Raw genomic sequence first — 14,412 nt, 5'->3', positions numbered from 1 at the left:
GGGAAAACGGTCCGGGGCGTATTGTGCAACAGATCGCTGCCCCGCGGCGTACGGATTAGTGTCTTAAAACAGTTACAACTCTACTGACCCTCGGCGACCGGAAAAAGTCGCGCCGACAAATGATCAATGAACACCCGCAATTTGGCGGTTGCATGGCGACTTGATGGCCAAAGCACCCAGAACTGTCCGACATGCTCCAGATGCTCATCCAGCACCCGCTGCAGGCGCCCCTGCCTTTGCGCCTCATGGGTCATGAAGTCCGGCAGGCAGGCAATACCCAGGCCGGCCAGTGCCGCATGGCTGACCGCTTCAATTGATGTGCTGACCAGACGTGTCGGCAAGCTCGGCTCGGGAACGCCCTCCTCGCGCTTCAGCGGCCAGGGTTCCAGTTTGCCCGTGGCGTGAAACGTATGGCGCAAACAGGCGTGCTGCGCCAGATCGGCGGGGATCAGCGGCACTCCGCGTTCGCACAGATACCCGGGGCTAGCCACCAGCACCATGTGAAATTTCCCCAAAGGCCGGGCCATGAGCCGAGAATCCCGAGGTTTTCCTGTGCGGATGACCGCATCGAAGCCTTCCTCGACGACATCGACCATGCGATCTGTCAGGTCCAGATCCAGCTCGATCTGCGGGTACAGCGCCATGAATTCATTCATGACCGGCATCACCAGTTCATGCACCTGGGGCAAGCTGACCCGCAACTTGCCGTGAGGCGCCGATGCGGCATCACACAACTCGAATTCAGCCGCCTCGACCTCGGCGAGAATCTTGCGGCAGCGTTCGAGAAACAGCGCGCCTTCACTGGTGAGCGTGATGCTGCGGGTGGTGCGATGGAACAACCTGACCCCAAGCCGAGCCTCCAGCCGCGCGATGCTCTTGCCCACCGCCGAAGATGACACGCCCTGCAAGCGGCCCGCCTCGGTAAAACTGCGGGTTTCCGCCACCTGCACGAACACCGAAATGCTGCCCAGACTGTCCATTCCTCCCCCCTGATTCACGACATTCCTGTCCGAGATGTTCGGAACCCTAACCTGTTTTTCCCGAATGTGCAGCGCCCTACCCTGTGGCCTTCATCTCCCTCGGCAAAATGGATGCTGGCTCATGAACGATGCACAACTCACTTCTGCAACGCTTGCCAACCCGGTCGAACCCGCAGAACGATTACCGTTGGGTGCCCTGCTCGCACTGGCCACCGCCGGATTCATTACCGTGCTGACCGAAGCCATGCCCGCTGGCCTGTTACCGCAGATGAGCGCGGGTCTCGACGTCTCTCAGGCACTGATCGGGCAACTGGTCACGCTGTACGCCATCGGATCGATGCTGGCGGCCATTCCGCTGACCATCGCCACCCGAGGCTGGCGTCGCCGACCGCTGCTGTTGTCGGCCATTGGCGGTTTTGCCATCGCCAACAGCATCACCGCATTGTCGGAGCTGTATTGGTTGACGCTGATAGCACGCTTCATTGCCGGCGTGTTTGCCGGATTGCTCTGGGCGTTGCTGGCGGGGTATGCGAGCCGCATGGTGGCCCCGCATCTGCAGGGCCGCGCCATTACCGTGGCCATGCTCGGCGCCCCTCTCGCGCTTTCGCTGGGCATACCGGCGGGTACGCTGCTGGGTACTGTGGTCGGCTGGCGACTGAGCTTCGCGATCATGAGCGCAATGACCGTGCTGCTGGTGATCTGGGTACGCTGGCAAGTGCCAGACTTTGCCGGTGAGCGCGCCGGAAAGCGTTTGCCCCTGCGTCAGGTGTTTACCCTGCCGGGCGTGCGATCCGTGCTGTTCGTGACGCTGTCCTACGTGGTCGCTCACAACCTTCTGTACACCTACATCGCGCCGTTCCTCGAACCCTCCGGGCTCGGTGCCGAAATCGACCGCGTATTACTGGTGTTCGGCCTGGCGTCAGTGTTGAGCCTGTGGATCGTCGGCAGCCTGATTGATCGCTGGCTGCGGGAGCTGGTTCTGATCAGCACCACATTGTTCATGCTTTCCGCTATTGCCCTGGCCCTGTGGCGGGAAATGCCCGGCGTGGTCTACGCCGCCACGGCGGTATGGGGGCTGGCTTTCGGCGCAATGCCTTCATTGCTGCAGACGGCCTCGGCGAAAACTGCAAAGGACGCCGCCGACACCGCGCAATCGATGCTGGTGACTCTATGGAATGTCGGCATTGCCGGTGGCGGACTGGCAGGTGGTCTGTTGCTGGCGAATCCGGGCGTCAGTGCCTTTCCCTGGATCGTTGCGGGCTTGTTGATTCTGACCCTCTGGGCGACCGCGAATGCCCGACAACATGGATTCCCACGCGCTGAATAGCGGGCAAAAAAAAGCCCCGGACTTTCATCCGGGGCTCTTTTTGTATCGCTCAGTCAGGCATCAGAAACGCTTGATGTCCGCTTCGCTTTCCAGCTGCTTGCGGTACGCCGCGAAGTCCTGCTGACCTTCACGCGAAGCGAGGAAGCGACGGTATTGCGCTTTCTCTTCATCGGTCGGCGCAGCGGCTTCGTTCACAGCGTTCAGACGCACGATGGTCAGGCTGCCATCAGGCAGTGTCACGCTGCTGAAAGTCGGCTTGTCCTTGGCTGCCGGTTTCGGCATGCGGAACAGCGCTTGCAGCACTGCAGGATCAACACCTTCCTGGGCACGGGTGGCGGCCTGGGTGACTTTCCAGTTCTGACCGTCGATGGCTTTGTCCAGCGGGGTCTTGCCGTCACGCAGACCGGCGATCAGTTGCTCCGCCTTGGTCTTGGCAGCCGCGCTGGCGTGTTCTTTGGCCAACTGGGTGCGAATGGCAGTCGCCACGGCTTCCAGCGGCAGTTGCGCAGGCTTGAGGTGTTCCTTGGCGCGCAGCACGATCACGGTATCCGGATCCAGTTCGATGGCGGTGCTGTTGGCACCATCATCCAGCACTTCGTTGCTGAACGCGGCAGTGACCACGGCGCGGTTGGACGCAACACCTTCGCCACCCTCACGGCCAAACGGCTTGGAGGTGTGCACGGTCAGTTTCAGATCCTGCGCCGGCTGCGCCAGGTCAGACGCCTCGAACGAGGAGTCTTCCAGCTGCTTGGTCGCCTCGACGAAACGCTGCTCGACCTGCTGGGCTTTCAGCTCGTGGGTCAGCTTGTCTTTCAGGCTGGCGAAGGTCGGCACTTCCGGCGCTTCGACGCCCAGCAGCTTGATCAGGTGGAAACCGAAATCGGTGCGAACCGGCTCGGACACTTGATCCTTGTTCAACGAATACAGGGCTTTCTCGAAGGCCGGGTCGTAGACGCCAGGACCGGCATAACCCAGGTCACCGCCGTTGTTGGCCGAGCCCGGATCCTGCGAGAACTCCTTGGCCAGGGCTTCGAACTTCTCGCCCTTGGCCAGACGTGCCTGGACTTCTTCGATCTTCGCCTTGGCCTGGGCCTCGGTGGTCTTGTCGTTCACTTCGATCAGAATGTGCGCCGCACGACGCTGTTCCGACAGGTTGGCGATTTCTTTCTGATACGCCGCCTGCAGGTCTTCGTCCTTGACGGCAACCTGATCGAAGAACGAAGCCTTCTTCAGCTCGAGGTAATCGATGACCACCTGATCCGGGGTCATGAATTCCTTGGCGTGTTCGTCGTAGTAAGCCTTGACCTCATCGTCGGTCAGCTTGACGGCGGCCGGGTCAGCCTTGATGTTCAGCGAGGCGAAATCACGGGTCTGCTTTTCCAGGCGGGCAAACGCCAGTACTTGAGCGTCAGTCACGAAACCGCTGCCGGCTACGCCAGCGCGCAGCTGACCGATCAGCATTTCCTGAGCCAGCATCTGGCGGAATTGCATACGGCTGTAGCCCAGCTGACGGATCACCTGGTCGAAACGGTCGGAGCTGAACTTGCCATCAACCTGGAATTCAGGCGTTTGCAGGATCACCTGGTCCAGCGCCGCGTCGGAGAAGGCGAACTTCGATTTTTCTGCGCCTTGCAGCAGCAGCTTGCGATCGATCAGACCCTTGAGGGCCGATTCGCGCAGCATTTTTTCGTCGAGCAAGGAAGCATCGAAGTCCTTGCCCAGCTGTTGCATCAGCTGACGGCGTTGCATGTCAACGGCCTGGCTCAGCTCGTTCTGGCTGATTTCTTCACCATTGACCTTGGCCGCCTCGTTGGTGTGAGTCGTGGCCTTGAAAATGGCATCGAAACCGGTCAGGGCCATCAGTGCAACGATGACCCCGATAATGGTCTTGGCAATCCAGCCTTGTGAATTGTCCCTGATATTCTGCAGCATGCGTCCCCCAGAAACGGTTGAACTTCAAAAATTAGGCAACCGTGGAGCGTGGGTAGAATCCGGATAGAAGAAAGGCGCATCCGAGGATGCGCCTTCTCGTAACTGGCGGAGCGGACAGGGCTCGAACCCTCGATCCCGGTGTAGCAGGCAATTATTCCAGACTGCCTGCTCTACCGCTCCGCTGCCAAGTCAGGCATGACCCCGACCCGGATGGGTAAAAACCTGAATCAAACTTAGTTGACGGCTTCTTTCAGGGCTTTACCGGCTTTGAAACCTGGCTTCTTGGCTGCCGCGATTTCCAGAGTCTTGCCGGTCTGTGGGTTACGACCGATGCGAGCTGGACGATCGGTTACCGAGAAAGTACCGAAACCTACCAGAACTACGGAGTCGCCAGCCTTCAGAGCGCCAGTGACGGATTCGATTACAGCGTCCAGCGCACGGCCAGCAGCAGCTTTCGGGATATCAGCGGATGCAGCGATAGCATCAATCAGTTCCGACTTGTTCACTCTAAGTCCCCTTATATCTATTTTGAGATGATTCTAAGTTTTTTGGTGAAAGCAAAAACGAGTGCTGAATGGCCTACAGACACTTAAGAGCCGCTTTATAACAAGGGCTCTAAAAAACTGTCAACAAGCCCCCCAGCCAAAGACGTATTAATGCGTGCTAATTCTTTCCTTGGAATCGGACTCGCGTTTTTCATCCTTCGCGACAATCTCCGGAGCCACATCCGGCAAGGGCTCCGGCGCGTATTGCAGCGCAATTTGCAGGACCTCGTCAATCCATTTAACCGGTTTAATCTGCAGATCCTGCTTGATATTGTCAGGAATCTCCTTCAGATCACGCACGTTCTCTTCCGGAATAATCACGACCTTGATTCCACCACGGTGTGCGGCGAGGAGTTTTTCCTTCAGGCCACCAATGGCAAGGACTTGACCACGCAGGGTGATCTCGCCGGTCATGGCGACATCGGCGCGCACAGGAATACCCGTCAAAGCCGACACCAGTGCGGTGCACATGCCTACACCGGCGCTCGGACCATCCTTCGGCGTAGCACCTTCCGGCATGTGAATATGGGTGTCGCGCTTCTCGTGGAAGTCCAGGGGAATGCCCAGGCTCTTGGCACGGCTGCGCACAACGGTCAGGGCCGCAGTGATCGATTCGACCATTACGTCACCCAGCGAACCGGTCTTGATCAGCTGACCTTTACCCGGCACGACGGCCGCTTCGATGGTGAGCAATTCACCGCCGACCTGAGTCCAGGCCAGGCCGGTCACCTGACCGATCTGATCCTGCTGCTCGGCCAGACCGTAGCGGAACTTGCGCACGCCAAGGAAGTGCTCCAGCAGATCAGCTGTCACTTTCACCGAGAAACGTTTTTCCAGCGCATGCTCTTTGACTGCCTTGCGGCAGACCTTGGCAATCTGCCGCTCGAGGCCACGCACACCGGCTTCGCGGGTGTAGTAACGGATGATGTCGCGGATCGCTTCTTCGTCGAACTCCAGCTCGCCTTTCTTCAGGCCGTTGGCGGCAATCTGCTTTGGCGACAGGTACTTGACGGCGATGTTGATCTTTTCGTCTTCGGTGTAGCCCGGCAGACGGATCACTTCCATCCGGTCCAGCAGCGCCGGCGGAATGTTCATCGAGTTCGAGGTACAGAGGAACATCACATCCGACAGGTCGTAATCGACTTCCAGATAGTGATCGTTGAAGTTGTGGTTCTGCTCCGGATCGAGCACTTCCAGCAACGCCGACGCCGGATCGCCACGCATGTCGCTGCCCATCTTGTCGATTTCATCGAGCAGGAACAGCGGATTGCGGACGCCCACTTTTGTCATCTTTTGAATCAATCTTCCTGGCATCGAACCGATGTAAGTCCGACGGTGACCACGGATTTCCGCTTCGTCACGCACGCCACCGAGGGCCATGCGCACGAATTTACGGTTGGTGGCATGGGCAATCGACTCCGCCAGCGAGGTTTTACCCACGCCCGGAGGACCGACCAGGCACAACACCGGGCCACGAATTTTCTTCACGCGTTTCTGCACGGCGAGGTACTCAAGGATGCGTTCCTTGACCTCTTCCAGGCCGTAGTGATCGGCGTCGAGAATGTCTTCAGCACGGGCCAGATCCAGACGCACCTTGCTCTGGGCCTTCCACGGCACCTGCACCAGCCAGTCGATGTAGGAACGCACGACGGTGGCTTCGGCCGACATCGGCGACATCTGCTTGAGCTTGTTCAGCTCGGCGGTGGCCTTGGCCAGGGCATCTTTCGGCAGACCGGCAGCGTCGATGCGCTTTTTCAGGTCTTCGATTTCGTTGTGGCCTTCGTCGCTGTCGCCGAGCTCCTTCTGAATGGCCTTCATCTGCTCATTCAGGTAGTACTCGCGCTGACTGCGCTCCATTTGCTTTTTGACGCGGCCGCGGATGCGCTTTTCGACCTGCAGCAGGTCGATTTCGGCGTCCAGCAGAGCCAGAACGTGCTCGACCCGGGCAGCCAGGTCGATGATTTCGAGGATTTCCTGCTTCTGCTCGATCTTCAGCGCCATGTGCGCGGCCATGGTGTCTACCAGACGGCCCGGCTCATCGATGCTGTTGAGCGACGACAGGACTTCAGCCGGGACTTTCTTGCCCAACTGAACATATTGTTCGAACTGCGACAGCAGCGTGCGCACGAAGACTTCGGATTCGCGCTCGGCGGCGTCGACTTCGTCGATCAGGGAGACTTCGGCACGGCAGTGGCCATCGACCTCGCTGAAACGCTCGACAGTACCGCGCTGCTCGCCTTCAACCAGAACCTTGACGGTGCCGTCAGGCAGCTTGAGCAGTTGCAGAACGGTGGCAATGGTACCGACGCGATACAGAGCGTCTTCTCCGGGATCGTCGTCAGCCGGGTTTCTCTGGGCCAGCAGGAGGATCTGCTTGTCACCCGTCATCGCGGCCTCGAGGGCTTCGATGGATTTCTCGCGCCCCACGAACAGCGGGATAACCATGTGCGGATACACAACGACATCACGCAATGGCAGGAGAGGCAATTCGATGGTGGTCTTCATGATTTCGCCTCTACGGCGGCCATATGGCCGTAATCAGATGGAATTAAGCTTGAAACCAAGATGGGGGCTGCCTTGAAAAAAAACAAGCGCAAAGCGGATGTAAAAAACGACATAAAAAAAAAGAGGCCCGAAGGCCCCTTCTTTGTTCCGGCAGGGTGGACACTTACGCGTCCGGCGCTGCCTTGGCCGTCGGCTCACTGTTTTCGTAGATATACAGTGGCTTGGACTTGCCTTCGATCACGCTTTCATCGATCACGACTTTGCTCACCTCGGACTGCGAGGGGATTTCATACATCGTGTCGAGCAGCACACCTTCGAGAATCGAACGCAGGCCACGGGCACCGGTTTTACGTTCCAGGGCACGCTTGGCGACCGATTTCAGCGCATCGGAACGGAATTCCAGATCCACGCCTTCCATCTCGAACAGCTTGGCGTACTGTTTGGTCAGGGCATTTTTCGGCTCGGTGAGAATCTGCATCAATGCAGCCTCATCCAGCTCGTCCAGCGTCGCAAGAACCGGCAGACGACCGACGAATTCCGGGATCAGACCGAACTTGACCAGATCGTCAGGCTCGACTTCACGCAGGGATTCACCAACCTTCTTGCCTTCTTCCTTGCTGCGCACTTCTGCGTTGAAACCGATGCCACCCTTGGTGGAACGGTTCTGAATCACCTTCTCCAGACCGGAGAACGCACCACCGCAGATGAACAGGATGTTACGGGTGTCGACCTGCAGGAATTCCTGCTGCGGATGCTTGCGGCCACCTTGCGGCGGAACGGAAGCGACCGTGCCTTCGATCAACTTGAGCAAGGCCTGCTGCACGCCTTCACCGGAAACGTCCCGGGTGATCGACGGGTTGTCGGACTTGCGCGAAATCTTGTCGATTTCATCGATGTAGACAATGCCCATCTGAGCCTTTTCCACGTCGTAATCGCACTTCTGCAGCAGCTTCTGAATGATGTTCTCGACGTCTTCACCCACGTAACCCGCCTCGGTGAGGGTGGTTGCGTCGGCGATGGTGAACGGAACGTTCAGCAAGCGGGCCAGGGTTTCGGCCAGCAGGGTTTTACCGGAGCCTGTCGGGCCGATCAGCAGGATGTTGCTCTTGCCGAGTTCGACGTCGTCAGCCTTTTTGTCACGCTGGTTCAGACGCTTGTAGTGGTTGTACACCGCTACCGCGAGAACCTTCTTCGCACGCTCCTGACCAATGACATACTGGTCAAGGATGCCGCTGATTTCTTTAGGCGAAGGCAATTTATGCGCGCTGCTTTCGGCCTGTGCTTCCTGCACCTCCTCGCGGATGATGTCGTTGCACAGGTCGACGCACTCGTCGCAGATAAAGACCGAGGGGCCGGCAATCAATTTGCGCACTTCATGCTGGCTTTTGCCACAGAAGGAGCAATAGAGCAGCTTGCCGTTGTCCTCGCCGTTGCGGGTGTCAGTCATTCGTTCGATCCAAATCCGATAGGCTTGCAACACAAGATGAAGGCTATTGCGGGCTTTTTCAAGCCCGCCACTGATCGGACCAGCCGATCAGGCCTGTTTTGAGCTGCTTATTTTAAGCTGGACGCTGGTTGATCACTTCGTCGATCAAGCCGTATTCCTTCGCAGCTTCTGCACTCATGAAGTTGTCGCGGTTGGTATCGCGCTCGATTTCTTCCAGAGTGCGACCGCTGTGCTTGGCCATCAGCGTGTTCAGACGCTCGCGGATGAAGAGGATTTCCTTGGCGTGGATTTCGATATCCGACGCCTGGCCCTGGAAACCGCCCAGTGGCTGGTGAATCATCACTCGCGAGTTCGGCAGGCAGTAACGCTTGCCCGGCGCACCTGCGGTCAGCAGGAATGCGCCCATGCTGCAGGCCTGACCGATGCAGGTGGTCGACACGTTTGGCTTGATGAACTGCATGGTGTCGTAGATCGACATGCCTGCAGTGACCGAGCCGCCCGGGGAGTTGATGTAAAGATGGATGTCCTTGTCCGGGTTTTCCGCTTCAAGGAACAGCAATTGCGCGCAGATCAGGTTGGCCATGTAGTCCTCTACCGGACCCACCAGAAAGATTACTCGCTCCTTGAGAAGACGCGAGTAGATGTCATAGGCGCGCTCGCCACGAGCAGATTGCTCGACAACCATCGGGACCAGGCCGCCGGCGGCCTGGATATCAGAGTTCTGCTGAATATAGGAATTACGGAACATGCTCTGCAGTCACTCCCAAATAGTCATGTCTTGAATACGCATAAGCCAGCTCGAAGGCTGGCTTATGGTGTGTGCTTCTAACGCAGAAACAATCAGTCGGCTTTTGGAGCTTCTACCGGCTTGACCGCTTCTTCGTAAGAGACCGATTTGTCGGTCACGCTAGCTTTCTGCAGAACAGTATCCACAACTTGTTCTTCCAGCACAACCGAACGGACTTCGTTCAGTTGCTGCTCGTTCTTGTAGTACCAGGACACGACCTGCTCAGGCTCTTGGTAAGCCGAAGCCATTTCCTGAATCATTTCGCGAACGCGGGCTTCGTCTGGCTTCAGGTCGAATTGCTTGACCACTTCAGCCACGATCAGACCCAGGACAACGCGGCGCTTGGCTTGCTCTTCGAACAGCTCGGCCGGCAGTTGGTCAGGCTTGATGTTGCCGCCGAACTGCTGAACAGCCTGCACGCGCAGACGGTCAACTTCGTTGGACAGCAGAGCCTTTGGCACTTCGATCGGGTTGGTGGCCAGCAGACCGTCCATTACCTGATTCTTGACCTTGGATTTGATGGCCTGACGCAGTTCACGCTCCATGTTCTTGCGAACTTCGGTGCGGAAACCGTCGATGCCGCTTTCCTTGATGCCGAACTGGGCGAAGAACTCTTCGTTCAGCTCTGGCAGTTTAGGCTCGGAAACGGTGTTTACAGTAACGGTGAACTCGGCGGTTTTGCCAGCCAGGTCCAGGTTCTGATAGTCCTCTGGGAAGGTCAGGTTCAGAACGCGCTCTTCGCCGGCTTTGGCGCCAACCAGGCCTTCTTCGAAGCCAGGGATCATGCGGCCGGAACCCAGCACCAGCTGAGTGCCCTTGGCGGAGCCGCCAGCGAACACTTCGCCGTCAACCTTGCCAACGAAATCGATGTTCAGCTGGTCTTCGTTCTGGGCAGCGCGATCGGCCACTTCGAAACGGGTGTTCTGCTTGCGCAGGATGTCCAGCATCTTGTCCAGATCGGCGTCAGCCACTTCAGCGCTCAGACGCTCAACGGTGATGCCTTCGAAACCGGCAACGGTGAACTCAGGGAACACTTCGAATACGGCTACGTATTCCAGGTCCTTGCCAGCTTCGAGCGACTTGGGCTCGATCGACGGCGAACCGGCCGGGTTCAGCTTCTGCTCAACCACAGCTTCGTAGAAGGAGGACTGGATCACGTCGCCGATCGCTTCCTGACGCGCATCAGCACCAAAACGGCGCTTGATTTCGCTCATAGGCACTTTGCCTGGACGGAAGCCAGCAATCTTGGCCTTCTGGGCAGTCTGCTGCAGACGCTTGTTGACCTGAGTCTCGATGCGCTCAGCCGGCACGGTGATGCTCATGCGGCGCTCAAGAGCAGTAGTATTTTCAACAGAAACTTGCATGGATATTCCTCGTTGCACAGACGTTAGCCGGCCGTTTCCGACCCAAGAATCAAGGGCAAGCATTCTAGTAGGTCAAACTCAAGAAGTCACCCTACTGAAAACGGGTAAAAAAACAGCAGGCAAATTGAAGGCGGGGACAAACGGTTGCGCCTCGCCCTGTTAGCAAATACAGCCAATCAAGCCAGGGCCCTGCGCCAACCTCTTCTATATATAGAGGCGGTTGAATTATCTCCCTGACAGCCGACCTCGCAAGCAAGGTCGACGGGCAGTGCGGCATCATCGAGCAACATTGATACGACGAAGCGCCCTGCCCTGCGACCCGAAACCGGCAGTCGCCGAAATCTCGAAACCGTAAAACAAAAAAGGCGCCAGACTGTTAAATCTGGCGCCTTTCGAAATATGGGGTGGACGATGGGGATCGAACCCACGACAACGGGAGTCACAATCCCGTGCTCTACCAACTGAGCTACGCCCACCATATTGCGTGCCAAAGAAGCCAAACAACTTCTTTGTAGAACCTCACCCTACCAACGGCATGAATGAAGCTTTGATTGGTGCGGATGAAGAGACTCGAACTCTTACGCCTCGCGGCGCTGGAACCTAAATCCAGTGTGTCTACCAATTCCACCACATCCGCGGATGAAGCTTTTTAAAGCAAAGGCGCCAGACTGTTACATCTGGCGCCTTTCGAAATATGGGGTGGACGATGGGGATCGAACCCACGACAACGGGAGTCACAATCCCGTGCTCTACCAACTGAGCTACGCCCACCATATCGCGCTACTTGTGCCAAAGCTGCCTAATGGCGCACCCGGCAGGACTCGAACCTGCGACCATCCGCTTAGAAGGCGGATGCTCTATCCAGCTGAGCTACGGGCGCCTTGTTAGCTGTACCCTTGAAGGACTACAAACTAAGTGCTTTCCAGTCTCGCAAAACCTTGATTTCGCTCGACCTTCTTAACCAGTGCTAGGCTGTGCCCGACAAGTGCGACGAATAGTATAGAGCGACCTGCAGGTCGTCAAATCCTTTTTGAAAAAAATTCATTTAATTAAAGGGCTTAGGGGAATTTGCTGACCAAGCGCCTTTGCCCTCACCGTTTGACATGCGAGAATGCGTTCTCTTTTTTTCCCCTCTCGATGGTTAATCACGCGCAATGACTGCACAACTAATCGACGGCAAATCAATCGCCGCCAGCCTGCGCCAGCAGATCGCCCAACGGGTAGCCGAACGTCGCGAGCAAGGCTTGCGCACTCCCGGCCTCGCGGTGATCCTGGTCGGCAGCGATCCTGCCTCTCAGGTTTATGTCTCGCACAAGCGTAAAGACTGTGAAGAGGTCGGCTTCCTCTCCCAAGCCTACGACCTGCCTTCCGAAACCACTCAGGAAGCACTGACCGATCTGATCGATCGACTGAACGACGACCCGGCAATCGACGGCGTTCTGCTTCAACTTCCTCTGCCTGAGCACCTGGACGCGTCCAAACTGCTGGAACGCATCCGCCCGGACAAGGACGTCGACGGTTTCCATCCTTATAACGTCGGTCGCCTGGCCCAGCGCATTCCGCTGCTGCGTCCATGCACGCCGAAAGGCATCATGACCCTGCTGGAAAGCACCGGTGTCGATCTGTACGGAATGGATGCAGTGGTCGTCGGCGCTTCCAACATCGTCGGTCGCCCGATGGCCATGGAGCTGCTGCTGGCCGGCTGCACCGTGACCGTGACCCACCGCTTCACCAAGGACCTGGCCGGCCACGTCGGCCGCGCCGATCTGGTGGTGGTTGCCGCCGGCAAGCCAGGCCTGGTCAAGGGCGAGTGGATCAAGGAAGGCGCGATCGTGATCGACGTCGGCATCAACCGTCAGGACGACGGCAAACTGGTCGGTGACGTCGTGTACGAAACCGCCCTGCCGCGCGCCGGCTGGATCACACCAGTACCGGGCGGCGTCGGCCCGATGACCCGCGCCTGCCTGCTGGAAAACACCCTCTACGCGGCAGAAACCCTGCACGCTTAAAGCGCTTTTTCCGCTCCAGAAGAACCCCGCCTAGTGCGGGTTTTTTCGTATCCTCGAAAAAACCTTTACCGTTCGCCGGAAACCCCTATTTTTACAGGGCTTTTCACGACTTTTTCATGCCCTTCAAACAACCATCGACAGATCTTCAGCCATACTCCTAGAATGCGTCGTTTTACGACACAGTCCGTTACAAAAAACGGCATTTCCAACCTTCATGAGTTCGCCCGCGTGAATATTCGTCTGTCCATCCTGAGCCTGGTTTTTGCATTTTCAGGCACGCTCCTCACGCCAACGGTCAACGCCGCCGAAACCACCGCTGCCCCACGAGACGCTTCACAGTTGAAGATTGCCTCCGGCAGCGCCCTGCTGATGGATCTGCAGACCAACAAAGTCATCTACTCCAGCAATCCGGACGTGATCGTGCCGATCGCTTCCGTCAGCAAGTTGATGACCGGCCTGGTCGTGGTTGAAGCCCACCAGAACATGGACGAATGGATTGACGTCGACATCAGCCACACCCCGGAAATGAAAGGCGTGTTTTCCCGGGTCAAACTGCGCAGCGAACTGCCGCGCCGGGAGATGCTGCTGATCGCTTTGATGTCCTCGGAAAACCGCGCCGCCGCCAGTCTCGCCCATCACTATCCGGGCGGTTATGCAGCCTTTATCGCGGCGATGAACGCCAAGGCCAAGGCGCTGGGCATGACCAGCACCCACTTTGTGGAACCGACAGGCCTGTCGGAGCGCAACGTTTCCACCGCCCGCGACCTGAGCAAGTTGCTGATGGCTGCGCAAAAGCATCCGATCCTGACCGAACTCACCACCACCAAGGAAAAAACCGTCTCGTTCCGCAAACCCAATTACACCCTGGGTTTCCGCAACACCGACCACCTGGTGAACAAGGCCGACTGGGATATCAAGATCACCAAGACCGGCTTCACCAATCCGGCCGGCCATTGCCTGGTGCTCGTGACCCGGATGAGCAACCGCCCGGTTGCCCTGGTGATTCTCGATGCGTTCGGCAAGTACACCCACTTCGCCGATGCCAGCCGCATCCGCAGTTGGGTGGAAACCGGTCGGAGCACCAACGTTCCGGCAGTGGCCCAGCAATACAAGGCCGAGAAAAACCTCAAGGGTCGCCAGAGCGGCGTGGTCGAAGCGTCCAAGTAAATCGCGACACAAGAAAAAGCCCCGAATATTCGGGGCTTTTTTTCGCCTGCCGGTTCAGTCGTTGGGCAGCGGCATCTGGTCATCATCGGGGATACCGTCGCCGGCACTGGGGTCGCGCCGATGTTCCGGGGTTACTACCGCAGGACGGGCCAATGGATCGCGCAGCGGACTGTCCGGATCCAGCACTGGATCAACTTCCGGCTCCGGCGTGGTCGGCACATTCTCTGGTTTATGGTCGTCGAAGCTCGAATCGGTACTCATACGCACCTCTCATTCGGGTAATCACCCGAAAAAACCGGGCGTTACCCTTAAGAGCTTAGCTGCGCGCCAGGGTGCCCGTCAGGAGACG

The 14,412-nt window shown here is 57.8% G+C and carries 11 protein-coding genes and 4 tRNA genes; 3 read left to right on the top strand and 12 right to left on the bottom strand.

Features of this window, described 5'->3' with window-relative positions:
- Nucleotides 1–80: 80 nt before the first annotated feature.
- Nucleotides 81–980 carry a LysR family transcriptional regulator gene (locus CAG02_RS22705; RefSeq protein ID WP_085712468.1) on the bottom strand — a complete coding sequence of 300 codons (900 nt, stop codon included), beginning with the start codon at nucleotides 978–980 and terminating at the stop codon, nucleotides 81–83.
- Between the two features lie 121 nt (nucleotides 981–1,101).
- Here CAG02_RS22705 and CAG02_RS22700 point away from each other — a divergent pair, with 121 nt between their 5' ends.
- Entirely contained in the window at nucleotides 1,102–2,307 is a 1,206-nt protein-coding gene (locus tag CAG02_RS22700) for an MFS transporter (protein WP_085712469.1), read from the top strand.
- A 60-nt stretch (nucleotides 2,308–2,367) separates the two neighbouring features.
- Here the strand turns inward: CAG02_RS22700 and CAG02_RS22695 are convergent, their stop codons facing one another.
- From CAG02_RS22695 to CAG02_RS22650, 10 genes are all read right to left on the bottom strand, one after another.
- Complete coding sequence (locus CAG02_RS22695; RefSeq protein ID WP_085712470.1) at nucleotides 2,368–4,239, bottom strand: SurA N-terminal domain-containing protein; 1,872 nt, start codon at nucleotides 4,237–4,239, stop codon at nucleotides 2,368–2,370.
- A gap of 233 nt (nucleotides 4,240–4,472) precedes the next feature.
- Nucleotides 4,473–4,745 (bottom strand): HU family DNA-binding protein, encoded by a 273-nt coding sequence (locus CAG02_RS22690; RefSeq protein WP_002552737.1) that lies wholly within the window; start codon nucleotides 4,743–4,745, stop codon nucleotides 4,473–4,475.
- A gap of 147 nt (nucleotides 4,746–4,892) precedes the next feature.
- Nucleotides 4,893–7,289, bottom strand: a complete 2,397-nt coding sequence (gene lon / locus CAG02_RS22685; protein WP_085712471.1) for an endopeptidase La — start codon at nucleotides 7,287–7,289, stop codon at nucleotides 4,893–4,895.
- A 163-nt stretch (nucleotides 7,290–7,452) separates the two neighbouring features.
- Nucleotides 7,453–8,736 (bottom strand): ATP-dependent Clp protease ATP-binding subunit ClpX, encoded by a 1,284-nt coding sequence (clpX, locus tag CAG02_RS22680; RefSeq protein ID WP_016775335.1) that lies wholly within the window; start codon nucleotides 8,734–8,736, stop codon nucleotides 7,453–7,455.
- A 112-nt stretch (nucleotides 8,737–8,848) separates the two neighbouring features.
- Entirely contained in the window at nucleotides 8,849–9,484 is a 636-nt protein-coding gene (gene clpP / locus CAG02_RS22675; RefSeq protein ID WP_053161532.1) for an ATP-dependent Clp endopeptidase proteolytic subunit ClpP, read from the bottom strand.
- 92 nt (nucleotides 9,485–9,576) lie between these two features.
- Nucleotides 9,577–10,887 (bottom strand): trigger factor, encoded by a 1,311-nt coding sequence (gene tig, locus CAG02_RS22670; protein ID WP_085712472.1) that lies wholly within the window; start codon nucleotides 10,885–10,887, stop codon nucleotides 9,577–9,579.
- A gap of 400 nt (nucleotides 10,888–11,287) precedes the next feature.
- Nucleotides 11,288–11,363, bottom strand: a tRNA-His gene (locus tag CAG02_RS22665).
- Between the two features lie 76 nt (nucleotides 11,364–11,439).
- Nucleotides 11,440–11,524, bottom strand: a tRNA-Leu gene (locus CAG02_RS22660).
- 58 nt (nucleotides 11,525–11,582) lie between these two features.
- Nucleotides 11,583–11,658: transfer RNA gene (locus CAG02_RS22655), tRNA-His, on the bottom strand.
- Nucleotides 11,659–11,690: 32 nt separating this feature from the next.
- Nucleotides 11,691–11,767: transfer RNA gene (locus tag CAG02_RS22650), tRNA-Arg, on the bottom strand.
- Between the two features lie 274 nt (nucleotides 11,768–12,041).
- Between CAG02_RS22650 and folD the strand changes: the two genes are divergently transcribed.
- Together folD and pbpG are read left to right on the top strand one after the other, a co-directional pair.
- On the top strand, nucleotides 12,042–12,896 hold the full coding sequence (gene folD, locus CAG02_RS22645; protein ID WP_085712473.1) for a bifunctional methylenetetrahydrofolate dehydrogenase/methenyltetrahydrofolate cyclohydrolase FolD: 855 nt from the start codon (nucleotides 12,042–12,044) through the stop codon (nucleotides 12,894–12,896).
- A gap of 228 nt (nucleotides 12,897–13,124) precedes the next feature.
- Nucleotides 13,125–14,063 carry a D-alanyl-D-alanine endopeptidase gene (gene pbpG / locus CAG02_RS22640; protein WP_085712474.1) on the top strand — a complete coding sequence of 313 codons (939 nt, stop codon included), beginning with the start codon at nucleotides 13,125–13,127 and terminating at the stop codon, nucleotides 14,061–14,063.
- A 54-nt stretch (nucleotides 14,064–14,117) separates the two neighbouring features.
- Here the strand turns inward: pbpG and CAG02_RS22635 are convergent, their stop codons facing one another.
- Entirely contained in the window at nucleotides 14,118–14,324 is a 207-nt protein-coding gene (locus CAG02_RS22635) for a hypothetical protein (RefSeq protein WP_085712475.1), read from the bottom strand.
- Nucleotides 14,325–14,412 lie beyond the last annotated feature (88 nt).

Source organism: Pseudomonas sp. R43(2017) (genome assembly GCF_002112345.1).
Lineage (GTDB): Bacteria > Pseudomonadota > Gammaproteobacteria > Pseudomonadales > Pseudomonadaceae > Aquipseudomonas > Aquipseudomonas kribbensis.
Note: the sequence above shows the minus strand (reverse complement) of the source record. Positions and strands in the feature narration are given on the sequence as shown.